At 37.4% G+C, this 23115-nt stretch carries 20 protein-coding genes, 3 tRNA genes and 2 pseudogenes; 11 read left to right on the top strand and 14 right to left on the bottom strand.

Going from position 1 to position 23115, the window contains the following annotated elements; translation table 11 throughout:
- Nucleotides 1–116: 116 nt before the first annotated feature.
- From Q5794_RS12030 to Q5794_RS12010, 5 genes are all read left to right on the top strand, one after another.
- Entirely contained in the window at nucleotides 117–536 is a 420-nt protein-coding gene (locus Q5794_RS12030; protein ID WP_192997378.1) for a hypothetical protein, read from the top strand.
- 340 nt (nucleotides 537–876) lie between these two features.
- Nucleotides 877–1203 carry a general stress protein gene (locus Q5794_RS12025; RefSeq protein WP_013056955.1) on the top strand — a complete coding sequence of 109 codons (327 nt, stop codon included), beginning with the start codon at nucleotides 877–879 and terminating at the stop codon, nucleotides 1201–1203.
- A 120-nt stretch (nucleotides 1204–1323) separates the two neighbouring features.
- Nucleotides 1324–1581, top strand: a complete 258-nt coding sequence (locus Q5794_RS12020) for a hypothetical protein (RefSeq protein ID WP_192997377.1) — start codon at nucleotides 1324–1326, stop codon at nucleotides 1579–1581.
- A gap of 260 nt (nucleotides 1582–1841) precedes the next feature.
- Nucleotides 1842–2390 (top strand): DUF3231 family protein, encoded by a 549-nt coding sequence (locus Q5794_RS12015; RefSeq protein ID WP_192997376.1) that lies wholly within the window; start codon nucleotides 1842–1844, stop codon nucleotides 2388–2390.
- Between the two features lie 67 nt (nucleotides 2391–2457).
- On the top strand, nucleotides 2458–2751 hold the full coding sequence (locus Q5794_RS12010) for a hypothetical protein (RefSeq protein WP_164798067.1): 294 nt from the start codon (nucleotides 2458–2460) through the stop codon (nucleotides 2749–2751).
- 26 nt (nucleotides 2752–2777) lie between these two features.
- Here the strand turns inward: Q5794_RS12010 and Q5794_RS12005 are convergent, their stop codons facing one another.
- Both Q5794_RS12005 and Q5794_RS12000 read right to left on the bottom strand, forming a co-directional pair.
- Nucleotides 2778–4955 carry an FUSC family protein gene (locus Q5794_RS12005; RefSeq protein WP_374989128.1) on the bottom strand — a complete coding sequence of 726 codons (2178 nt, stop codon included), beginning with the start codon at nucleotides 4953–4955 and terminating at the stop codon, nucleotides 2778–2780.
- Between the two features lie 189 nt (nucleotides 4956–5144).
- Nucleotides 5145–5960, bottom strand: coding sequence for a hypothetical protein (locus tag Q5794_RS12000; RefSeq protein ID WP_214987029.1), 816 nt, complete (start codon nucleotides 5958–5960; stop codon nucleotides 5145–5147).
- 178 nt (nucleotides 5961–6138) lie between these two features.
- Here Q5794_RS12000 and Q5794_RS11995 point away from each other — a divergent pair, with 178 nt between their 5' ends.
- On the top strand, nucleotides 6139–7077 hold the full coding sequence (locus Q5794_RS11995; RefSeq protein WP_214987030.1) for a VanW family protein: 939 nt from the start codon (nucleotides 6139–6141) through the stop codon (nucleotides 7075–7077).
- Nucleotides 7078–7150: 73 nt separating this feature from the next.
- Here the strand turns inward: Q5794_RS11995 and Q5794_RS11990 are convergent, their stop codons facing one another.
- From Q5794_RS11990 to Q5794_RS11980, 3 genes are all read right to left on the bottom strand, one after another.
- The gene (locus Q5794_RS11990; protein ID WP_013056948.1) at nucleotides 7151–7273 is read right to left on the bottom strand and encodes a YjcZ family sporulation protein; all 123 of its coding nucleotides are present in this window, start codon (nucleotides 7271–7273) and stop codon (nucleotides 7151–7153) included.
- Between the two features lie 188 nt (nucleotides 7274–7461).
- Nucleotides 7462–7974: a GNAT family N-acetyltransferase gene (locus tag Q5794_RS11985; protein WP_214987031.1), complete on the bottom strand. Its 513-nt coding sequence runs from the start codon at nucleotides 7972–7974 to the stop codon at nucleotides 7462–7464.
- 82 nt (nucleotides 7975–8056) lie between these two features.
- On the bottom strand, nucleotides 8057–8281 hold the full coding sequence (locus Q5794_RS11980; protein WP_214987204.1) for a hypothetical protein: 225 nt from the start codon (nucleotides 8279–8281) through the stop codon (nucleotides 8057–8059).
- A 146-nt stretch (nucleotides 8282–8427) separates the two neighbouring features.
- Here Q5794_RS11980 and Q5794_RS11975 point away from each other — a divergent pair.
- The 3 genes and pseudogenes from Q5794_RS11975 to Q5794_RS11965 all read left to right on the top strand — a co-directional run bounded on the left by Q5794_RS11975 (nucleotide 8428) and on the right by Q5794_RS11965 (nucleotide 12370).
- Nucleotides 8428–10036: pseudogene (locus tag Q5794_RS11975) on the top strand (spore germination protein).
- Nucleotides 10026–11249 (top strand): annotated as a pseudogene (locus Q5794_RS11970) (Ger(x)C family spore germination protein). Before Q5794_RS11975 ends, Q5794_RS11970 begins: the two co-directional pseudogenes overlap by 11 nt.
- 20 nt (nucleotides 11250–11269) lie before the next feature.
- Complete coding sequence (locus tag Q5794_RS11965; protein WP_214987032.1) at nucleotides 11270–12370, top strand: GerAB/ArcD/ProY family transporter; 1101 nt, start codon at nucleotides 11270–11272, stop codon at nucleotides 12368–12370.
- Between the two features lie 199 nt (nucleotides 12371–12569).
- On the opposite strand, the gene Q5794_RS11960 is transcribed toward Q5794_RS11965, so the two are convergent.
- The 6 genes from Q5794_RS11960 to Q5794_RS11935 form a co-directional block, all read right to left on the bottom strand.
- Nucleotides 12570–13970 carry a Na+/H+ antiporter NhaC family protein gene (locus tag Q5794_RS11960; RefSeq protein WP_214987033.1) on the bottom strand — a complete coding sequence of 467 codons (1401 nt, stop codon included), beginning with the start codon at nucleotides 13968–13970 and terminating at the stop codon, nucleotides 12570–12572.
- Nucleotides 13971–14185: 215 nt separating this feature from the next.
- Nucleotides 14186–14257 (bottom strand) — tRNA-Gly (locus tag Q5794_RS11955).
- 19 nt (nucleotides 14258–14276) lie between these two features.
- Nucleotides 14277–14358, bottom strand: a tRNA-Leu gene (locus Q5794_RS11950).
- Nucleotides 14359–14384: 26 nt separating this feature from the next.
- Nucleotides 14385–14458, bottom strand: a tRNA-Trp gene (locus Q5794_RS11945).
- Between the two features lie 221 nt (nucleotides 14459–14679).
- Nucleotides 14680–16074: a phospholipase D family protein gene (locus Q5794_RS11940; protein WP_214987205.1), complete on the bottom strand. Its 1395-nt coding sequence runs from the start codon at nucleotides 16072–16074 to the stop codon at nucleotides 14680–14682.
- 310 nt (nucleotides 16075–16384) lie between these two features.
- A complete protein-coding gene (locus Q5794_RS11935) occupies nucleotides 16385–16654 on the bottom strand; it encodes a hypothetical protein (protein WP_013083053.1) in 270 nt (89 codons plus the stop codon).
- A gap of 502 nt (nucleotides 16655–17156) precedes the next feature.
- Here Q5794_RS11935 and Q5794_RS11930 point away from each other — a divergent pair.
- Both Q5794_RS11930 and Q5794_RS11925 read left to right on the top strand, forming a co-directional pair.
- The gene (locus tag Q5794_RS11930) at nucleotides 17157–18275 is read left to right on the top strand and encodes an endospore germination permease (RefSeq protein ID WP_311590504.1); all 1119 of its coding nucleotides are present in this window, start codon (nucleotides 17157–17159) and stop codon (nucleotides 18273–18275) included.
- Between the two features lie 96 nt (nucleotides 18276–18371).
- Nucleotides 18372–18596: a hypothetical protein gene (locus tag Q5794_RS11925; RefSeq protein WP_214987035.1), complete on the top strand. Its 225-nt coding sequence runs from the start codon at nucleotides 18372–18374 to the stop codon at nucleotides 18594–18596.
- 123 nt (nucleotides 18597–18719) lie between these two features.
- On the opposite strand, the gene Q5794_RS11920 is transcribed toward Q5794_RS11925, so the two are convergent.
- The 3 genes from Q5794_RS11920 to Q5794_RS11910 form a co-directional block, all read right to left on the bottom strand.
- Nucleotides 18720–20054, bottom strand: coding sequence for an FAD-dependent oxidoreductase (locus tag Q5794_RS11920; protein WP_214987036.1), 1335 nt, complete (start codon nucleotides 20052–20054; stop codon nucleotides 18720–18722).
- A gap of 448 nt (nucleotides 20055–20502) precedes the next feature.
- Nucleotides 20503–22584 (bottom strand): DNA topoisomerase III, encoded by a 2082-nt coding sequence (locus tag Q5794_RS11915; protein WP_374989127.1) that lies wholly within the window; start codon nucleotides 22582–22584, stop codon nucleotides 20503–20505.
- Between the two features lie 127 nt (nucleotides 22585–22711).
- On the bottom strand, nucleotides 22712–23110 hold the full coding sequence (locus Q5794_RS11910) for a DUF2339 domain-containing protein (RefSeq protein WP_374989126.1): 399 nt from the start codon (nucleotides 23108–23110) through the stop codon (nucleotides 22712–22714).
- Nucleotides 23111–23115 lie beyond the last annotated feature (5 nt).

Below are 23115 nucleotides of genomic sequence, written 5' to 3'. Positions count from 1 at the left end.
AATTTATAACTCTCTTTCCTATCACAAACAGTCTTTTTATGTATGTCAGGACTCCTTTCCTAAAAATCTTTCCCCATTCCATTCTTTTTTCCTGTATACTTAAGAATAGGAAAGAGGTGCTTACCACGAGACATCCTGTAGAAACGATTTATTATTTAGAAAATCCACAGCGTAATATTTCAACATATGCTTCCACAACTCAGTTAACGGTTGAGTCTGTTGTGAAAGATGTGTTTGGTGTTGCTTGCGTAGCAGATATTAAAATTATGCTTCAATATAATAAAGAATTCCGCAAAAGTATTAGTCAATTACACAATGCAATGGACGATGATCTTACGTTAGAAATGGTTTTTCGAGTTGCTTCAAAAGAAGATTTGCTTCGATTTAAAAAAAGTTTACTTGAAAGTAGTTTAGATGACGCAGAAACGTCAATAGACTGTCCATTCAGCGCAACCATTCAATTACAAGATGGTCGATATACATGGAACGAGTCTACTTCTGTTTATGAAAAACAAAAAGAACGTCTTTCATCTTAAATTTCTCTATTTTTATGTATGCAAAAAGCCTAGATCTTAGCTGTTTAAGATCTAGGCTTTTTGCAGTTTGTACTGTACCTTAAAAGATCAAAAAAAAAACCGATGCAGGAAAAAGGATGGCTAAAGCTTCTTCCCGCTTATTCTTCACCAGTTTCTCCTTAAAAATAACAGCGCTGCTTCCCCTTCTTCTATGTTAGGCTTTTTAACTCAATTTCATGAAATAGGTTTTATCACTTCCAATAACGTGTATACACAAAACAAGGAGGTAAGTTGATTAAACTTCTCTTCATTACTCAACGTATTCAAAAAAGTTGTCTATCATACAAGGAGGTTTTTTGAAATGGTAAATGTAAAAGTAGTTGAAAATGGCGTACAGGCAAAAGATACAATTGAACAATTTTTGCGTGAAGGATTTACAAAAGACGAAGTTTATTTACTTGCACACCATCAAGATCGCTCCGAGGATTTAACAGCTGCAACAAATACAAACAATATAGGTCTTTCTGAACAAGGTGTTTTTGATGCGATTGCGAATGTATTTCGTTCTCGAGGAGACGAGCTTCGTGCCAAAATGCGTTCATTAGGATTATCACAGCCGGAAGCTGAACGCTATGAAGAAGAATTAGATCACGGTAAAGTAATCGTCGTTGCATCAAAAGTTGCTTAATCTAAAAGCCCTACAGCAGGGCTTTTTTATTTTTGTCTTACTCCCTTACTACGCTTTCATTAAAGAAGTCATTCATACATATGATTATGAAGATAAGAGTTACTACGAGGAGTGATATATTTGATTATAGGAATTGAATACACAAAACGTGTAAAAGATGGATTAGTCGTTAAAAATATTCCTTACAAGATACACGATAGACCTTGTGATGAAGGCTGCTGTAAAAATGATAAAACGATAGGCCCAAGAGATAGATTGAGGGTTAATTGGCTGTTAAATGTTTTTATGCCTAGCAAAAATATAACGGTATTTGATTATAAATATTGGTCAGAAGAACTAACTTCGTTATGGAGAGAGCACCGAAGAAAAACTATATAATACATCTGATAACAAAATCTCCTTAAGAAATAAGGAGATTTTGTTATTTACTTTATCTTCGCACCAATCTATTTACCAAGCATTTCAACGATTTTATACCTTTAGATGGGGGTACCATCACCATTATAAATTGCTGCGTGAGATGCTTTTTCTTCCACTCATCATAATCAATTTTATATGTAACATTTCTTAGCTGTGTTTATCCTTTTCTGCTGAAGGTAATAATGAAGATGCATAAACTATATAAAGGGTGAAAAGTTATGATTAACGTCATTGAGACACTACTTGATTATATAAAGAACTCTTCTACAGATGATTCGCCCCCTCGCCCACATATCGGTGAGACTATGGGATGCTGGCTGTATTTTACTGCTTTAGCGGAAGAGATACCTGCCTTAGAGACCTGCCTTAATACAACAACCAACAGTGAACTACTTAAGCTTACTCAAGACTCAAAAACCCTGGCTGAATCTCAAATTGATACACTAAAAAAATTAATGATTAAAGAAGGAATTCCACTTCCTGAAATACCGGCTACCAAGCCGAAATCCGACCCTAACAGTATTCCATTAGGAGCAAAAGCCACGGATTCTGAAATCGCTAACTTAATATCTGTAAAAATCGCCTCTAATATCGTCATGTGCAGCACGAATATGGGACAGTCTATTAGAACCGATATTGGATTAATGTGGCTAAAATTCCATACTGAAAAAGTCATATTGGGATCAAAAGTGAAAATTCTAATGCAGCAAAAAGGATGGCTTAAAATTCCTCCTTATTATTATCCACCTGGAGCCCCTCATAACTAATTGAGGTGTTCTAAGGTAAGAAACCTAGATAACCTTACATCTAACACATTTAACGAGGTGCTTGACCATGGATTTCCCTACAATTCATACAAATTTTTGGGACGCGGTTATTGGTGTTCCTGTCGTATTAATCGTTACGCAGCTGGTAAAATTGCTTTTTCATCCTAAAAAGCAATATGTGCCGACTATTGCTTTAGCTGTCGGCGTGCTCTTTTCAGTATTTATTAGTCATCCCCATCATATTATTGCCGGATTGTTTATGGGCTACTTTTATGGATACGCGGCTATTGGCAGCTATGCCGGTCTTAAAACAACATGGAGAACGATTAGAAAAGATACGTCTCCTTATTCGTCAGACTAAAAAACCAGCGCAATATTCGCTGGTTTTTAGTTTTCACTACTTATTTCTTCTGCTCCTAGCTCTTTGGCTAAGTGAACAACCGATTGATTAATTTTCCATACGTAATAAATGTTATGCAGCAGCTGCAGATGCTGTAAGTTTCTTGATTGAACGGACGTATCAAAATAATCTAAAGATTGTTCAATCTTTTGTCTTACATCTTCAAGTGTGTATACATACGTCCCTCGCTCTCCTCGTAAAGCTTTTTCAAGCTGAGTGAAGTTGCTTGCCACTTTCTCTTCCACTTCCTTTATTACGCCATGAAATTCCACTTCTTTATAAAAAGCCTCGTTTCTAGTAGAAGATGCTACCAAATGCTTGGCGTAATAATTAATGGCGGTAAAAACGGTCAAAAATTGCTGAAGACGTGAACGGCCAACGAAACCTTTGATAATAGGATCTGAGTCGACCTGAAGCTGTTTTAGCTTTTTTTCTAATTCCATTCCTTTATCAGCTAAATTGGCAAACAAATACTGATTCGTAAAACGATACAAATAAGTGTGAACAAATTCTTTTAAGGCCGCTACGTATTCTACTGAAGTGTCGGTTATTTTATCTCTTGTTCGTTTAGGAAACACAAGAGCAGATACGGCTAAGCCAATTCCAACTCCTACGACTGTATCTAACACGCGAGCTAGCAATAAGCTCTCTGAAATTCCGCCAAGAAGCATGTCATACATAAAGGCTAGCATCATCGTAATCCAAAAGCTCATAAACGAATACGTAATAGGAAAGAAATAAAAAGCCATGAACACACAGATAAAAAGCAGCGTTACTTCTAGTATTCCGGGGGAAACATAGCTTGCGACAACAAAGCCAACCGCTGCTCCTAAAAGCGTTCCTACACTTCTCTGGACTGCTTTTACAAACGTACTCCCTATTGTTTCTGTGCCAAGAAGCACTAAATAGCCTGCTAACAGCGCCCAATATTGATGCGATGGAGATAAAAAAGAGCCAAATATTAATGTCGCAACTGCAGTGATGACCGCTTGAATAGACTTTTTCGTAGATGGTTTTAATCCTTTTTCTTCATCATTGTCCTCTTCGTCTTCTTTTTCTTCCGCTTCTTTTTGGGGCTGTTTTTCTTGTTTCACAATTGCTTGCTGCAGCTCATAGGCTTCATCAATCACGTGATTTGATATCGTTTCGATACGGCGGATTAAGTAAAGCCAATCTTTATACCTTTTATCCTGAGGTTCGAGTTCACTTAATTTTTGGCGCAGCTCTTGCAGATGCTGAGCTGCATCCGTTAAGGAATGAGTAGGATTTTCATTTAATACTTCTGCTTCGCGAATCGATTCCACTAGCTTTAACAGTAGCTGCTGAATATCAAAATGATTAAATGCTTTTAATTCACTGAGCTTTCGAATCGCCGGGGAATATGTCTGAAGCAGCATAACTGTATCAAATACATAAAGGCGCATCTGTTCAGCTGTTACGCCAGGCCATATGTCGTGGGGATCTGTATTTCCAAGCTCTTCTGATGCTACACGGGCATACTCCGCTAGTTTTTTAATATTGCGGTTATATTGTTTGATTTGAGCCGGTTCAATTTGTTTCTTTTGAATTAACTCAATAATTAAATCAAGCACCAAATTCACTTGAATATGAAATGATTTCATTGAAGACCTCAGCACGTTGGCAGGTCGGTCTTTAAAGATGACAAAATTATAGATAAATGCACAGCAGGCTCCTACTACAACTCCAGCTAACAGCCACGGCAGCTGAGAAAACGTAACGTGTAAAATAGAAGCAAAATAAAAAGACATAAATGCTACCATCGATAAAGAGAAATAGCGAATACCAAATTTTTGTAAATAAAAAGACATAAACGCCAACAGAACGAGAAAAATATTTTCTGCTTGTCCATATCGTGATAGAAACGAGCCAATGCCGAGAGAAACGGCGCTAGAAAGTGCTACTAAGCCTGTGGTAACTTTTTTTGCTTTCGTTGTTTCATCATTTACAACCAATATACCCATCAGGCCAATTACGCCTGCTAAAATAGCAGCGGTAATTTGTGAGCTTCCCGCTGCTTTTAATACGATAAGCATAATAACGACTGCTGTAATTACGCTGATCGTAGCTTTAGAAGCCGTTTTGAGCCTTTTTCGTCCAGGATCTGCAGCGACTAAGCGACTAAACCAATATGAAAAAATAAACACCCTCTCCTTTCGTGCTGTAGAGTTCTTTGTAGAAAGAGTAATATTATTACTTATACCCTTTTTTATTCTTTTCTATCGTATGTAAGCACGTTTTTCCACTATAACATTGCGAATGGCTAAAGAGCTAAACAAATGCTTAAAAACACATCTGCTTTCTGTCAGATGTGTTTTTAAATAAATAATCAGCTATTACAATGTAAGAGAAGAAATTTCCCACCCTTTTGTTAACGAATTTCTTTTTAAAGTAAAAACCATCGTTGTCTTTTGAGCCCCTTTATCTTCGTAATAAATAAGGCAATCTACGGCGATTTTCTCTTTTGTTTTATACTTTTTTGCATGAAATAAGTCCGTTTTATAATAAATAGTCGAGATCCTATGCAATTTTGCCCATAGCTTATGCTCTTGTTTCACGCGCAAAACCTGCTGCATTAAAGCATCGTCATCTTGCTTTAACCCTGTTAAAAACATATTTACGACTTCTGCCGGCTCAGCTTTTAATGCATATTCATCAAGTTTTCCTCCTGCTTTTAATACCATTAACTGATGACCTGGATCCACATTTTGAGACTTGTGAGTCGTACTTCCTGCAAAATGAATGCAAAAATGACCGGGGAACCCATTTTCAAGCGCACCGGCTCCGTGAGGCATTCCGTTCATGGAAGCTGCAAGCATTTGGCCTTTAAACGGAATGAGAACAGCTCTTCGGTTCCAGCTCCATTTCCCATTATATAAGTGCTTCATTACTTTCGTATCTTGACGTGTAAGCGGCTGAACATCTGCATGGTGTGAGCCTGCTCTTCGCTGCACGTAAAAGTAAAAACCGGTTTCTACATCGATAACTTTAAATTTTTTCCCCTTCGGCAGTAAACTTTCTACACGTTTCCACTTTAATACTTTTCCTGTGTCACTTACTGGAAAGTACGTAAGGTTTTCTTCTGCTTTCATCTTTTGGGGATGCACAAAAAAACTAATAAGCATAAAGACTAAAATCATTAATTTTGTCATTGTCTACCCTCATTACCTTGTAGTTTCTCTATGTAATATGCGAAAGTACACATACAATTATAAATAGAAATTTTTACACGCTCGACTTATGGAAAATAATACAAAAAAGAGCTTGTGAATCCTATACATTAAACGGTTCATTTTATTCATACTAACAGGTGAAAGCGAGGTATATGATATGAATTTCACTTGGATGGTTGGACTTTTAATGCTCATTCAACCTCTTTCTACACAAGACCACCTATCTATTACTCATGACGGTAAACCAATTGAACGGATTGAACGGGACAAAGTGGCCGTGCCTCTTCTTCCTGTACCTATGGTTGATCATGATCAATACAATCTTCTTCTAAAAGAATTGGATAAAAAAACATATAGAGAGCCCATAAATGCCCGCATTGACAAAAGCGGACAAATTGTCCCTGAGCAAGTGGGTGTCAAACTATATCATAAAGATTTTGCGGAGAAATTTTATACTTATTTTTTTAACGGCGGTACGTCAACATTAGAAATCCCGACGCTTCCTGTTCCGCCTCGCGTGGATAAGGAGCTGCTTGCAACGATTCGAATTAAGCAAATCGGTCATTATCATACGGTATTTAACCCTCATAATAAAAATCGTTCTCACAATATTTCTCTTGCGGCTGAATCGCTAGACAGCAGCGTCATATTTCCTGGGGAAGTTTTCTCTTTTAATCAAACCGTTGGAAAAAGAACGGCAGCAAAAGGGTATATGCGTGCGCCAATTATTGTAAAAGGAGAGTATTCTGAAGGAGTTGGAGGAGGAATTTGCCAAGTTTCTTCTACCTTATTTAACGCCGTCGATAACGCTGGCGTAACGATTACGCAGCGTTACTCACACAGTCGCAGTGTTTCCTACGTACCTCCTGGGCGAGACGCTACCGTCAGCTGGTATGGACCTGACTTTCATTTTAAAAATACGTATAGTGATCCTTTGCTGATTCGAGCGCAGGTACACGGAGGAGTCGTAAGCGTGGCCGTTTACTCTACTGATGCGATTGAATATAAGCCTCGGCGCGTGCCTTGGGCTTCTATTGATCAATTGCCGAAAGGGAAAAAAATTGAATCGCATGTTGATACTGAGCCTGCCGATTAATCATCTCTTCCAGCTTTTTATAATGAACATAAAAAAGCCTAAAGGGTATCCTTTAGGCTTTTCAGTGATATAATTAGCAGCCGTAGCCGCCACCGTAACCACCGCTATAACAACTACATCCGATAATTACTAATAGAATAAATAATACAACTAATAAAGCGAAACCAGAACCGAATCCACATCCAGCATTAGACATACAAGCACTCCCTTTCAACGTAATTTTCTGTTGCTAAAACAAAGAAGGTTCAAACATGGGGTGTTTCTCATGGATAGGTTATTGTATGTCTGCCTAGACGTTTTGGTTTGCTGTTCTGCTCATTTTTTTAAAATTGGGCTTGTTTTCGTCTTTACAACTCGGAAAATGTAATTCTGTAAAAGTAAAGCTCATTTCCACTCTTCCTTTAAAATCGCGTAATAATATTCATCCCACCATCCTTTTTCAGTTGGAATACATTTTTTAAAATACCCTTCTCTTCTCATCCCGATCTTCTCCATAACACGATAAGAAAACGTATTCTCAGGTTGACAAGTAGCAATAATCCGATGCAGTTTCATTGTGTTAAAACCATAGTCCACTATTGCTTTTGCCGCTTCTGAAGCATATCCTTTCTGATGATAGAGAGAATTAAATACCCAGCCAATTTCATAAGTATGGTACCCAAAATAGTTAAAAAAGACGATATGACCAATTAGAATTTTTTCGTCTTTTAATACAACTGGAAAATTCCTAACATTTCCTTTCATATTTTCATTTACAAATTTCTTCGCATCATCCTTACTAAAAAGACCTTCTGGTATGTACTTCATGACATTAGCATCAGATGTATATGCGTAGACATCTTGCCAATCTTCATATTTAAATTTGCGTATTAGTAATCTGTTAGTCTTAATGTCCATGTGGTTCTCCCCTATCTCTAAGCTATCTTTCTATACGCTTGTTTCGATAGTGAAGATATAAAAACCTCTTTGCCCTAAGTTACTATTGCTTTTGTTGCCGCTTCTTTAAAACAAGATAAAGTGACTCTGCGAAAAAGAAAAACAAAAGAGAAAAAAGGACAAATAATTCGGCCACTTCCATTACACGAAACGGGCTTAAAGCATTGTATAGTGCCTGCAGTACCTTCGTTCCTTGAAAAAGATCAATTCCTACAGAAAGAGCGATCACAGATCCAAATAGCAGCAGGCTAACTCCAATAATTCTCATCATTTTCCCTCCTCACCTAATCATTACTTACCTCATAGGGTCGTCATTTTCATTTACCGTCATGCAAAAGATATTTTGTTAAAAATTACATAATTATACGGTTTTTGTTCAAATTAATAAAAACTATAGTAAGGGTGTTTTCATTTATGCCTTCGTTCTTTAAAAATCAAAAATCTAAAAATAACCTTCCACCTCAGGCAGATCAAACAAGCAGCGAACAAACAGCTTCTTCTCTTAAGAATCTGCTGTCTGAGAACCTTACCCTCATTAAAGAGAAAACTGGAAACAGCTCAGAGATTGTGATTCGTCATTTTAAAATAGACGTCAATAACAGCTTGGCTGCTGCTATCGTCTACATAGAAGGGATTGTAGATAACCAATCCATTCAAGATTACTTACTGCAGTCTCTTATGAAAGATAATCAAAAAACCGAACTAAACGATCAAAATGCATTGGAGTTAATTTCCGAAGACATCGTAACAATCGGCAACGTATCGTTTGCAGACAACTGGAATGATTTACTTTCTTCTTTAATGTCAGGAGACAGCCTTCTTATTGTCGACGGCATAAGCCGCGTACTCAGCGTAAGTACACAAGGGGGTGAAAAGCGTTCCATTTCAGAATCTACTACCCAAATGGTAGTGCGGGGACCAAAAGGTGCCTTTACTGAGTCAATTGGCACAAACTTAGCCATGGTGCGCCGAATTATTAAAACACCTGACTTATGGCTAGAGTCTATGAAGATTGGCCGGGTAACTAAAACGGATGTCACTCTTATGTATATTCATGGCATCGCAAACGATAAAGTTGTAAAAGAAGTTCGAAAGCGATTAAAAAACATTGATATTGATAGTATTTTGGAATCAGGTTATGTTGAGCAGCTAATTGAAGATCAAACGGTCACTCCATTTCCAACTATTTATAATACAGAAAGACCCGATGTGGTGGCGGGTAACCTTTTGGAAGGAAGAATTGCTATTTTTGTGGATGGAACTCCTTTTGTACTTATTGCTCCAGCGTTGTTCATTCAATTTTTCCAATCGGCTGAAGATTACTACGCACGCTTTGATATTGCGACGTCCATTCGTCTTTTGCGGGTGTTTATGTTTATGATTTCACTTATCGCTCCTGCTACGTATGTGGCGGTTACGACATTTCATTAAGAGATGGTACCCACCACGCTTATTGTAGCTCTTGCGGCACAGCGAGAATCCGTTCCATTTCCCGCGTTCGTGGAAGCTTTTTTTATGGAAGTCACATTTGAAATTTTGCGTGAAGCAGGGATTCGATTACCAAAAGCTATCGGCTCGGCTGTATCGATTGTGGGAGCTCTTGTTATTGGGCAAGCAGCGGTTCAAGCAGGTATTGTCTCACCAGGTATGGTTATTATCGTATCGATTACAGCCATTGCTAGCTTTGCCACACCATCTTTCGATATGGCTATTTCAGCGCGTTTAATTCGTTTTTTATTTATACTAGGAGCGGCTACATTCGGTTTCTATGGTATTAATGGGGGTTGGACACCTGTGCAGCTTACGTTCATTTGATGTTCCTTACATAACGCCATTAGCCCCCTTTATTCCTGCAAGCAATGAAGATACATTACTGCGGTTACCTTGGTGGACGATGAGAAGAAGACCTAAATTAATTAGTGATAACAAAGTTCGTCAAAGCAAACATCAAAAGCCTGAGCCTCCTTCTTCACGAGGCATGATTAATCAGGAAGTTGAAGAAGGTGATCAAAATGAAACGTAAAAGTTTATTTTTACTGTTAATGACCATAATGATGGTATTGCTTACGAGCTGCTGGAGTAAAAAAGAGTTAACGGATCTTGCATTTGTATCAGCAATGGGTATTGATAAAACGAAAGAGGGGCGGTATGAGCTCACCTTTCAAATTATTAATACTGGAAACGTAGCTGGCTTACAAGGAGGCGGCGGTACTCAAAGTCCGCCTGTTACTATCTATTCTGCTTCTGGCGATAATTTAGTTGAAGCAAGCAGACGCGCTTCAGCTAGAATTTCTCGAAGACTTTATTTTGCCAATACAAACTTAGTCGTGATTGGCGAAAAACTAGCACGTGAAGAAGGAATTAATATCCTTATTGATTCTATTGATCGCGACCCTGAGTTTCGAATTACGACTTCCTTAGTCATCGCAAACCAGTCAAGCGCTGCTGATTTGGTAAAAGCACTAACGCCTGCCGATAAAATTCCAGCTAACAAAATTATGAAAACGCTGGAGTTCACTCAAAGAAAATGGGGAGAAAACTTAAAGGTTTCCTTTCAAGAAGTGATGAGATCTCTTGAATCTCCTGGAGGGGAGGCACTAGTTTCAGGTTTTCGTTTAGTTGGAAACCCTCAACAAGCAGAAAAATTAGATAATCTCCAGCAAAGCGCACCAGAAGCTACCCTTCGTGCTTCTGGCATTGCTGTTTTTAAAAATGGAAAGTTAATCGACTGGTTTTACAATAGTCCAGCCAGAGGCAGCGTTTGGATCCTTGATAAAATACAAGGAACCGATATTAATGTAGATTGGAAAGGAAAAAAAGAAGCGCTTGCCTATCAAACAGTTCGTCAAAAAGCGCAGGTATCTGTAAAAGTGATAAAAGGAAAACCTTATGCGTCCGTTCATACTCGCGTAGAAGGCGATCTTGGAGAAGTGGAGGTCCCTGTTAATACACGTCAACCTGCTGTAATCAAAAAAATGGAAAAAGCTGCAGGTAAAGAAATAAAAAAAGAATTACAAACAGCTATTAAACAAGCTCAGACAGACAAAGTTGACATTTTTGGGTTTTGAGAAGCGCTGGAACGCAAGCGCCCCAATCAGTGGGAAAAACTCAAATCAGAATGGGATGACGTTTACTTTCCAAAATTAGATGTAGACGTTACGGTAGAAGCTTATATTCGCCGAACAGGTCTGCGCAATAAATCATTTCTTTCTAGCGTAAAAGAAAAACAACACTAAGATAAGGAGGTACTGGGTATATGGAAAAAGCAAAAATTAGCGCCACTCAATTATTTATTCTCATGGTTTTATTTGAACTGGGAAGCGCTCTATTAGTCCCTCTTGCAATGGGAGCGAAACAAGATGCGTGGCTAGCTATTTTAATTGGAATGCTGTGCAGCTTTCTTTTCTTTTTAGTCTATCATAAGCTCTATTCCTACTATCCGGACCTCCTGCCTACAGAGTATATGCAGAAAATTTTAGGGAAGGTATTGGGAACCCTTCTTGCATTTGTATACATTGTCTATTTTTTATACGATGCATCACGAGTTCTAAGAGATTTCGGAGAGATGCTTCTTACTTTTGCTTACCCCGATACCCCTTTATTTATTGCCAATGCGTTATTAATGCTGGTCATTATCTATATTACCCGAAAAAGAATTGAAGCCATAGCGAGATCAGGAGAGCTTCTGTTTATTTTTATGTACTTTCTGGCTGTTGCAGGCTTCATTTTAATTATTAGCTCAGGATTAATTGATTTCAAGAACTTACAGCCGGTATTAAAAGAAGGAGTACTCCCTGTTGCTAAAGTTGCTTTAACCGAAACGCTGTATTTTCCTTTCACAGAGGCTATTGTATTTACCATGCTTCTTCCTTACTTAAGTAATCCTAAAAAAGCAAGTGTTACCATGATATGTGCAACGGGATTAAGCGGAATTAATTTAATTATTACGATGATTATTAATATTAGCGTGCTTGGAGTTGATTTGACAACAAGATCACAGTTCCCTCTTCTTAGTACTGTACAAACGATCCAAGTAGCTGATTTTTTAGAGCGTCTAGACGTATTTTTTATGTTCGCGATGGTTATTGGAATTTATTTTAAAGTTAGCATCTTGTTTTATGCCTCTATAGTAGGTACAGCTACTTTATTTAAAATTAAATCTCCTTCACAGCTAGCTTATCCTTTAGGCATCATTGTGTTATTTTTGTCGATTACAATCGCTAGTAATTTTCAAGAACACCTTTATGAAGGATTACACGTTGCGAGATTTCTTTTACATATGCCACTATTTTCTATCATACCTGTACTGCTTCTGATTATCGTATTTTTAAGGAATAGGAAGAAGCAGCACGGATAGTTGTATCTCTAATAAATAGAAAAAATAGCGTTAAAATGATCGAGGTGATGTTCGTGTATATATGGTTTTATGATCATTTTGTTAATACCATCTTATTTCCGCTTACTTGTATCATGCTAGTGTGCGTATCATTAGGACTGTATGCATACTTTAAGCTAAAAAAAATGAAAAATTGATACTAGATGGCTATTTCCCTCATTCAAAACAAGAAAGATACAACAAGATAAAAAGCAACTGTTATTCCCGCTGCAATTAAAGCTGGCTTTAATTTATACTTGGCATATTCAATAACAGATAAATCTAATATTTTGGCGATGGTATTCGTATCGTCGCTTAAAGGTGAAGAAAATGCTCCAAATGAACCGCTTGCAAATACTGCACCGATAATCAACGGCAAAGAAAGATCTGCAGAACTTGCAAGCGATACGCCAAGCGGCATTAAAATCCCCCACGTCCCCCAAGCAGATCCGATAAAATAAGAAATAGCAGCTCCAAAGATAAACATGAACGGGGTGATGAACATATGAGGAATCCACTTGGAATGTGCGGTCACAAAGTTGGAAAACCCCAAGTCTTCTGTAACAGCAGATAATCCCCATACTACCGATAACAACAGAATAACGGACATTAAGTCATTGCCTCCTGTGATAAAACCATTAAGCAAATTCTGTAAGGTAAAGCGCTGAAATAAGAAAAAAATAAGGGTAATTAATATAGTTATAATTAAAGCTACTACCATCGCTTCTAGCACGTCTGCTTTAATAAATGCTTCAAAAAAAGTGTGACTCTTATGATGTCCACTCCACCATGTTAAAAATAAAGTGAGCGAAATCACAACAAGTAAAGGCACTAACAGATTCCAAGGCTTAGAAGGCAAATCCTTCGATACGCAAGGATGACAATCATGCCAATCTTTTTCGTCTTCTTCCTCAAGCTTCATAGGAGCCGTAGATGTTGAATGATGAAAAAAGCTGAAATAAATCCCTACTAAAATAATCACAATTGAAAAGAAATTATAAGGAATGCTTTGAATGAATAAAGAATAAGCGTCTTGCTTTATGCCTTGATGATCAATCGCCATTTGAATGATTGATACCATATATCCGACAAATGCGGTTGCCACGGGAATTAAGACGATAACAGGAGTAGCAGTTGTTTCAATAACAAACCCTAGCTCTGCTGTCGTCATTTTCACTTTTTTCAGCAGCGCTCTCATGATGGGCGCGATCGTAACAAAACGAAATGTCGGAGCACTGAATGTCCCAATGGTTGAAACATAGGTTAAAATAAGGGCTTTTTTTCTTGTATCAATTCTTTCAGCAGCTTTTTCCACAAAACCTTTAACTCCTCCAGCCATCTTAATCATTCCGATAAGCCCTGAAAACGCGTATAAAAAGACGACGATTTCTATATTACTTTTATTTCTAAGAGCTTGTACAACGTAGTGAAGTAATTTTTCAACACCTCCGATAATCGAATGATCAATCAAATAAGCGCCTATCAATAAGCCTAAAAACAACCCTGGCAGCACTTGTTTGGTGAAAATAGCTATTGGAATAACAATTAAAAACGGTATAATTGAAAACCAACCAGATTCCATAGGACTCTCCCCTATCTTAAAAACCATATTAGATGTCTTCACGTATCGTTCATTAGCTTTTAATGTAACCCCAATATTATGTGTATATTCACGAAAACAACACGTATAAGCAGTACTGCTTGGATAAGATATTTCTGATTAAAAACAGCATAATAAAACTCTTTATTTCTACAACAAAAAAAGCAGTTTGCACATGCAAACTGCTTTTGAAAAGAAGCGGAAGACGAGGTTCGAACTCGCGACCCCCACCTTGGCAAGGTGGTGTTCTACCACTGAACTACTTCCGCGCGTATATGAAAGTAAAGATGCGGGTGAAGGGACTTGAACCCCCACGTCATAAGACACTAGATCCTAAGTCTAGCGCGTCTGCCAATTCCGCCACACCCGCGTGTGAATTAAAAGATAACTCCAAAATGGCAGGGGCAGTAGGAATCGAACCCACACTGACGGTTTTGGAGACCGTAGTTCTACCTTTAAACTATGCCCCTAGAAATGATTTCTTCAAAAGAACCTCGTTTATTAACGACGCTATATCATAATAAAACATATATGGAATTTCGTCAATAGGTCTTTTGATGAATCATAACTAGTACTAGCGGTTTCAAAAAAACTGTGAGGCATATCACAGCTTTTTACACATTCCCTTCACCAGCTGCAGTCCTCTTTAATCTCCGCTATTTGTTTTTAGAGACTCTGCTGTAACAACGTACTATACAAAATGTCTCCAAAATCGTGTAAAGACCGAAAGAATATGTAGCAGTGCAGATTTTATAGGAGGCACGTTTTTTTGAGAATCCGTATTAAAATCCACAGGTTCTCCCTCATTTCCCACAAGCGTACTGTAAGAAATTTTAGTTTCAATAGCTCCTGTTAACTCGGCTGCAAATTCTTCACTATCTATCATAACCATGGATTCAGTATTTAAAAATGCAGAACGTGAATCTAAGTTAAAAGAACCAACTGCACTTAAACGCTGATCATAAACAACAGATTTCCCGTGAATTGAATAGGGCTTTTGATATTCATAAAGCTTTGAACCAGCTTTTATGACGCGATTCTTCACTCCCAAGTATGCAGAAAAAGCCATAGCATTTGGAGTGGATGTAATAGAATTAGTTAAAATAATTCTTTGCACTTTTGGTTTTACTTGCTTATCTATATACTGTTCCATCTCTTTTGTTGGTACGATATAAGGACTTTGAACAACAATGGATTTTTCAGCTTGTTGCGAAAGCTTAATAAATGTTTTCCATATAAAAGGACTTTTATTAATTCTTTGAATAGGATTTGTAATAAAAGAAACTTTTCTTGTAGGCATCGTTGATTCTCTCCATACAATATAAGGATGGACAAAAGGTTCGTTTGCTTTTTTGGCCTCTTCGTATTGATCTATCAACAATTTTTTTCCTGAAAGACCACGAAATTGTTTAGTTTTCTTGAGCTTTGGAAAAGCTTGGCGTGTATACGGATGATTCCATAATTTCTCTATATACTTCTCCATTGAGAGAATGACACTATGACTTTCTTGCTTTGTGTTATAAATCAGCACATCACGGTCATAGACAAAATTTTTATCTGGTTGACTGGCCAAGTATTTATCTCCAATGTTTCGTCCTCCACTAATACCTAATTGGCCATCGACTACTATTATTTTATCGTGAAGACGATTATGCCATGTCCAAGGTTTAAAAATAGTAAAGGGCTCATAGTACTTTAATTCAATATTATTGTGGAAAGCTAGAGCATAAAGAACATTTTTTCTCTTACCTTTTAACCCATGAGAGATCCCATCTAACAGCACGCGAATACGTATACCTCGATCCGCAGCTTCGAATAAAGCGCCCATAAGTAAATCCGAAGAACGACCTTTACCGATGGAAAAATACGCAATATCGATTGTATGCCTCGCTTCTTGAATCATCTGCATCCGAACAAGCCCTGAAAAATAACCATTTTCCAAAAGCATAACTCGGTCTGTGGATTCTTTCTTCCCGTAAAAATTCTCAGTATTCATTACTTTTAAGTCTTTTCCCTTATGCAAAGGGACATAAAACAGTACCACTGCAGTTACGAATACATATATGAAGTACAATACGACAATCATTATTAGTATGTTTATTAGCATGTTTCCTGTCACAATCCCTTTCCATTCTTATCGTTCTGTTTTTATTAGGATTCTTACTTTTTTAACTTCTATACCTTTTAAAATAAGAATGGAATGATGGATTATTTGTTACATCACTGTTGATTTCCGTGCAAGTCTTCATCTTGCCCTCAAAACAACAGCTAGAAGCAATTATATACATGAAACCTACGTTCACACTACCAATAAAAAAAGCAGAAGTTCATTATCTTCTGCTTTTACAATTTATACTCTCTATTGTGAACCTGCTCTAAGTAAAACAGCGGCTCTTTTATTGATTAAGGTCGTTTTCCATATCTTTTATATCTTGCTGAAACTCTGTTAAACGCTGACGCTGTGTTTCAGAAGCATTTTCAAGCGCATTTTCAATTTGCTGAGAAGCTTCATTCACTTCACCTATCGCTTGCTTCGCTTCATGGCCGTACGATGCATCATTTTTAGCTTCATTTGCCTGTTCATATGCATCTACTGCCTCTTTATGCCCCTGCTGTGCTGCTTGAAACGATTGTTGTTTATCTTTATTGTATGGGTATTTTTTCATCATAGTGCTCCTTTCCATTTGTTCACTCTTTAGTGTGGCATTTTTCTACTTATTCATACGACGCTTCAATAGGTTAAAGCTAATTGAATATTCCCCATAACAAATCCTTCAATCATTTAAGAGCCCTAGAAAATATCTTCTATCTCCTGAAATAATTTCTATATTTTACAAAAATGTACAATCACTTTCTTTGGCGGACATCATACGAATAGCTTATCTGAACGAAAAAATGTATTGGGGTTGACTGCATGCACTTGTTTCTTTCCTTCTTGATCATTTGTGCAGGGATTATATGGATGGAAATAAAAAGATTACCTCAACACTCTCATAAAAGAACAGAACATTTTTATTGTGTTCATGACAATCAGTATCATAATCGCTCTTGCAAAAATCTTTCGGCTGCCTCTACCGAATCCTTCTGATTGGGTAGAAGTAATGTTTCAACCTTTAAGTCACTTATTATTCCGTTGGATCACTTAATTAGTGTATATGGCAAAAGGATGTGCTCATTTTGCTTAATGAAATCAATATTTCAGCTGCGCAGTTTCGCAAATTAGTAACTTTGTATAGCATCGGAAGCACAATTATTGTTGTACCTGCCGCTATTACAGCTGATGCTCATCAAGATGCCTGGATTGCCGCACTTTTCGGTGTAGCATCAGGCATTGGCTTAGTTTTTCTTTTTACCTCACTAGGAAAAATGTTTCCAACGCTTACGCTGATGGAAATGAACGAAAAAATTTTAGGCAAACTATTTGGAAAGATTGTTTCTGCTGTTTTTGTGTTATCCAATTTATTTATCAGCAGTCAAGTTCTTTACTATGTAGGAAATTTTCTCACTACACAAATTCTTCCCTACACGCCGCTTACAGCCATCCACATTGCATTTATGGGTGTGGTCATCGTAGGAGTACGCCTAGGAATAGAAGTTATTGCACGAAGTGCCGAGATTTTATTTCCTTGGTTTGTCGGATTATTCGGACTTCTCTTTTTGTCTATGATCCCTCAAATTAAAATAGAGCATATTCAGCCTGTGTTCGAAATCCATCCAAAAGCTTTTATTCGTGCTGTTTTAACGTTTTTAAGCATGAGTTCTTTGACTTATACCATTCTGCTTATGATTTTTTCTTCCCATACACCAGACACAAAAAAGGCAACTCAATCCTTTTATATAGGTAATATAGCCGGCGGACTAGTGATGGTTACGTTAATCTTACTCGGAATTTTAGTAGTTGGTCCTTATTACTCCCAAATCACCATGTTTCCAAGCTATGAATTAGGAAGAAGAATTGATGTAGGAAACTTTCTTCAAGGAATTGAAGTAGTCATTGCTATTTTGTGGTTCATTACTCTCTTTTTTAAGCTTTGCATTTACTTTTACGCTACTCTTTTGGGGTTTGCCAATGTATTTCATATAAAGGACTACAAGCTATTTTCTTTTCCAGTCGCACTCATCATGATTACCCTTTCCCTTATTGTGTATCCAAGCGTTTCTTATCAAAAGGATTGGGATACAAAAACGTGGATTCCCTACAGCTTACTTGTAGGCATCTTATATCCACTTTTTCTTTTAATTGCGGGGTTTATTCAAAACAAAAAGCGGCGTTCTAGCAATGGATAGAAACTCACAAACCTTTAATAAAGAATGCACCTTCAGTATAAGTAATTATTTTTCAGGAAAATATAACACTAATTATTCATGTATAGGAGCTAGTGTATGCTAGGGGTATTGGGGTTACTTATTGTTTACACGCTCATCATTTGGTTTGAAGTACCTAGACTACGGCAAAAAAAAGCGAAGAAAGAACTGTGGCTATTCTATACAGTTCTTGCAATCGGAATGGTCGTAAGCATCTGTAAAGCACTTGGTTTAAATGTTCCAAATCCTTCTGATTTATCAGCCGCTATCTTCAAGCCAATCAGCATATTTTTACTTTATTAGTTTTTTCGTAGGGGCTTTTTATCCTTTTATTCTCCTTATTATAGGCTGGGTCCGCTTTAGACCTGCTAAAATAAAAAAGATAATAAAATCCACATAAAAAAAAGCAGGTAGTCACCTGCTTTTTTATCCTTGAAGCGCTTGAAGACCTGCCTGATTTAAGAAGTGCCAAGGCTTATTAAAATGCGGCTGAAAGAAAAAGTCCATAAATCCAAGCTCATCGATGGTCATTTCCTGTTGTACGCATACAGACAATGTATTGATTGCTTGAGTAGCATCAATTTTAGAAATAACCTGTGCGCCTACAATTCGTCTTGTTTCTTCTTCATATACTACTTTTAACGTAATATTTTCGTACGTTGGCATGAATTCTGGTCGGTTATTCTCTGATATTGTGATACTTTTCACATTCATATCAAAAAGAGAAGCTGCTGTTTCTGTTATGCCGGTAGATGCAACATTGTAATCATAAATATGCAAGCCTGATGTTCCTTGTGTTCCCATATACTTAATCGTCGGCTTAACAAGGTTTTGAGCTACTAATGTTCCCATTCTAACCGCATTGGTAGCAAGCGGAATATAAGCATGTTTCTTAATGGGATTGTAGTAAATAGCACAGCTGTCTCCGGCAGCAAATATATCTTTTTTGCTTGTTTGCATATATTCATCAACCACAATTGCGCCGTTTGGAAGCATGTCTACTTGTCCTTTTACTAAGTCTGTATTTGGACGGAAACCAACACACAGAATAACAAGATCTGCTTCGTATTCGCCTTCAGTTGTCACTACTTTTTCAACAGATCCCTCGCTGCCTACAAATTTAGTAACTGCTCGGTTTAATGCTAATTTAACTCCTCGATTTTCAAACTCAGTTTCCATTAAATTCGTAAATTCTGGATCAAGATATTTATTTAAAATGCGATCAGCACTATCAATAAACGTGACTTCTTTTCCATACACTTCGAATGCTTCTACTAATTCTGCACCAATATAGCCCGCACCGATTACGGCTATTTTCTTCGCTTGCTTCGCTTTTTCAATAATGTGATTAGCATGCTGATAGTTTTTACAAAGCACAACATTATTTAAATCGATGCCTTCAAGGTTTGGAATAATCGGCCATGATCCAGTTGTCATCACTAATTTATCAAATGTATCTTCAAATTCTTCGTTGGTTTCTAAATTTCGTACAGCTATTTTTTTACCATCTGTGTCAATATTCGTAACTTCATGTTTCATTTTCATATTTACACCCATCTCTTGCAATTCAGACGGTGAAGAGTAAAATAAACCATTTGCATCTTTTACGACTCCGCCTACATAGAGCGCAATTCCACAAGACAAAAATGAAACATTATCATTTCGCTCATAAACTGTAATTTTAGCTTCTGGATAAAGTTCTGCCATATTTTTTACTGCTGCCGTTCCTGCATGTGTACACCCTACTACTGCAATTTTCATAGATGATATCCCCCTTAGGATTATAGAAAATGTGATATTGTGAAGTTTTTCACATATATTGTGAAATGTTTCACATATCTTTTACAATTCTTATTATACAAACATGTTTGTCCTTTTTCAATAGATATGTGAAAAAAATCACATACTTTTTTTAAAAAAATATGTTACAGGGTTCTTTAAATAGCTTTGAAGCTTGATATGATGCGCTTTTCTTGCTGATGCGCTGCGGATGTTACAAATAGTACTCTATTCAGTCTGGCACTCTTCATTAAAAAAATGAGTGTCTTTGAAAAAAGCTCTGTGATAGAGCCAAATACAAAAATTAAAAATAGAAATAAACATATGGCCCAGTAGGACTCATATTCCACTCCACCTTACTTACTTACTCATCACTTAATCCATATTATACGAAAAAAAGTGCGATACCGTGGTATCGCACTTTTTTACGTTACTTATCTTTTTTATCTTGAAGGGCTTGTTTCAAAGCATCACCCAAGCTTGAACCAAATGCTCCGTCATCGTTATATTTGTTAAGGAGCTTTCGTTCTTCTCGTTTTGAAATCTTTTTCTTTTTGTCCTCAGCTTTTTCCACTACTTGACATGAACGGCATTGGAAGTACGTGCCTGCTTTTCCTGAGTGAATTTCCATTCGCTTGTGACACTGCGGACAGCGTCGATTCGATAGTTTAGGGTCTTTTGCCCGTCTATAGCTGCACTCCAGGCTTGAACAAACAAGCACTCTTCCTTGCTTTGTTTTCTTTTCTTTTAAGAAAGAACCGCATTCCGGGCACTTAGAGCCCGTTAAATTATGAGGTTTGTACGTTTGATTACTCGTTTTCACTTGCTTAACTAGCTTTTCTGTTTGTTCGCGAATATTTGTTAAGAACTCTTTTGCATTTCCTTTTCCTTTAGCAATTGCTTCTAAGTCACGTTCCCACTTAGCCGTAAGCTCAGGCGACTTTAACTCATCTGCTACTAGGTCAATCAGCTGCTTCCCTTTTTTGGTTGCGTGCAGACGATTGTTTTGGCGATCAATGGATTCATTTTGCAGAAGTTTTTCAATAATATCTGCACGTGTTGCCGGCGTACCTAAATTATGTTTTTCCATTTGTCCAAGAAGATCCGCTTCTGTATAGCGCTGCGGCGGCTCTGTAAATGCACTTTTCATCGTTACATCTTTAATGAGCAGCTTGCTGCCTTCTTCCATATCAGGCAGCTTCACCGTTGCTTCTGAGTCTCCACCAGAAACTTTTTTGAAGCCTGCATTCACGACTTGCTTTCCGCTTGCTACTAACTGTTCCCCATTTACTTCAAGCTCTGCTTTAACCACTTCATACTCATATGCAGGATAAAATAATGAAATAAATCGCTTTGCAATTAAGTCATACAGTTTTCGTTCATCAGCTGATAAATCCTGTAGAAACACAGGCTGATCCGTTACGATAATAGCATGATGATCACTTACTTTTTCGTTATTAACCACTCGCTTTGGCAACTGTGCATTTCTTAAAATTGGACGAACCTCTTCTTTATATACAGCAGAGATGCTTTCCAAACGCTCTTTCATAGTAGAAACCATATCTGTTGTTAAATAACGAGAATCTGTACGTGGATACGTGACTAACTTATGCTGTTCATATAACTTTTGAAGTACATTCAATGTCTTCTTAGCAGAGAAGTTAAAGCGTTTGTTAGCATCGCGCTGCAGTTCGTTTAAGTCATAAGGAAGCGGCTGCGCTTCTTTATGCATCTTGCGCTTAATTGTTTTTACAACTGCCTCACCTGATAATTTTGAGTGCAGCTCTTTTGCACGTTTTTCATCAAAAATGCGCTTTTCATTGCCCTTTTGCCAAGCCGCTTCAAAAGATGAAAACTGAGCTGTAAGCGTCCAATATTCACTAGGTTTAAATGTATTGATTACCTGTTCACGCTCAATTATCATCGCCAGCGTCGGTGTTTGTACCCTTCCTGCCGATAATGGTTCTTCGTATTTAGTCGTTAACGCTCTCGTCACGTTTAAACCGATAAGCCAATCGGCTTCTGAACGGCAAACCGCTGAATCATACAAGCGATTAAACTCTTTTCCTGGTTTTAACTGTTTAAACCCGTCACGAATTGCTTTATCCGTTTGAGACGAAATCCAAAGGCGTTTAAACGGCTTGTTCCAGCGTACCTTTTCCATAATCCAGCGTGCTACAAGTTCTCCTTCACGCCCTGCATCAGTCGCAATAATTAACTCTCCAATATCCTTTCTTTTTGCTAGATCGGATACTGTGTGAAACTGAGAGCTCCCTTTACGAATTACTTTTAATTTCATTTTCTCAGGCATGATTGGCAGATCTTCTAATCGCCACGTTTTATATTGGTTATCATAATCCTCTGGTGTTTGTAATTCAACTAAATGACCGAGTGCCCATGTTACGACATACTTTGGTCCTTCAATATACCCTTTTTTTGTTTGGGTGCTGCCAAGTACGCGCGCAAGATCACGTGCTACACTTGGCTTTTCTGCTAATACAAGTGATTTCATTTTATGTATACCTCCAATTCACTTGTTCCATTATACATGATTGTATACTTTTTGTACGACTTCAAGATTAAGTTTACATAATAATATTATAATAAATAAAGCTGAAGAATTTCTCTTCAGCTTCTAGCTACTTCTTATAAAATAGTCGCGAGATAATTAAACCGATAGCTCCTAAGACGATAAATAACAAGGCCCGTATAGCCATTGGGATAAAAGGTAAATCGTATAAAACAAGTTTAAAAAGTGTTAAGAACAAAATTCCCACGCCGATATACGTTGCTGTTTTAAACGTTTTAAGTGATCCTATTACAAATGCTGCAATGGAAAGCCCTAACCAAACGGCCGTCATAATAAGCGTTTGCGGATTAGCGGAAAGATGATTGGTGCCAGCGGCCGTAACTTCCGTAGCAAAAATTAAAGAAAGAATAGAAAAAACAATACTTCCTCCAACTTTGAACGTATCGTGCTCATCCTGTTCTGTTTTTTGAATGCTGATCCATATAAATACTAGAATAGAAGCTAACACAACAA

It is taken from the genome of Priestia megaterium (genome assembly GCF_041941685.1).
Lineage (GTDB): Bacteria > Bacillota > Bacilli > Bacillales > Bacillaceae_H > Priestia > Priestia megaterium_C.
The sequence above is the reverse complement of the archived record's forward strand: the minus strand, read 5'-3'. Positions and strand labels throughout refer to the sequence as shown.

Coding starts and splice junctions, on each gene's coding strand:
- Q5794_RS12025 (WP_013056955.1), top strand. CDS start 877: ATGGTAAATGTAAAAGTAGTTGAAAATGGCGTACAGGCAAAAGATACA.
- Q5794_RS11995 (WP_214987030.1), top strand. CDS start 6,139: ATGAATTTCACTTGGATGGTTGGACTTTTAATGCTCATTCAACCTCTT.
- Q5794_RS11985 (WP_214987031.1), bottom strand. CDS start 7,974: ATGGACATTAAGACTAACAGATTACTAATACGCAAATTTAAATATGAA.
- Q5794_RS12000 (WP_214987029.1), bottom strand. CDS start 5,960: ATGACAAAATTAATGATTTTAGTCTTTATGCTTATTAGTTTTTTTGTG.
- Q5794_RS11935 (WP_013083053.1), bottom strand. CDS start 16,654: ATGAAAAAATACCCATACAATAAAGATAAACAACAATCGTTTCAAGCA.
- Q5794_RS11990 (WP_013056948.1), bottom strand. CDS start 7,273: ATGTCTAATGCTGGATGTGGATTCGGTTCTGGTTTCGCTTTATTAGTT.
- Q5794_RS11925 (WP_214987035.1), top strand. CDS start 18,372: ATGCTAGGGGTATTGGGGTTACTTATTGTTTACACGCTCATCATTTGG.
- Q5794_RS12010 (WP_164798067.1), top strand. CDS start 2,458: ATGGATTTCCCTACAATTCATACAAATTTTTGGGACGCGGTTATTGGT.
- Q5794_RS11960 (WP_214987033.1), bottom strand. CDS start 13,970: ATGGAATCTGGTTGGTTTTCAATTATACCGTTTTTAATTGTTATTCCA.
- Q5794_RS11920 (WP_214987036.1), bottom strand. CDS start 20,054: ATGAAAATTGCAGTAGTAGGGTGTACACATGCAGGAACGGCAGCAGTA.
- Q5794_RS11915 (WP_374989127.1), bottom strand. CDS start 22,584: ATGAAATCACTTGTATTAGCAGAAAAGCCAAGTGTAGCACGTGATCTT.
- Q5794_RS12015 (WP_192997376.1), top strand. CDS start 1,842: ATGATTAACGTCATTGAGACACTACTTGATTATATAAAGAACTCTTCT.
- Q5794_RS11940 (WP_214987205.1), bottom strand. CDS start 16,074: ATGATTGTCGTATTGTACTTCATATATGTATTCGTAACTGCAGTGGTA.
- Q5794_RS11980 (WP_214987204.1), bottom strand. CDS start 8,281: ATGAGAATTATTGGAGTTAGCCTGCTGCTATTTGGATCTGTGATCGCT.
- Q5794_RS11965 (WP_214987032.1), top strand. CDS start 11,270: ATGGAAAAAGCAAAAATTAGCGCCACTCAATTATTTATTCTCATGGTT.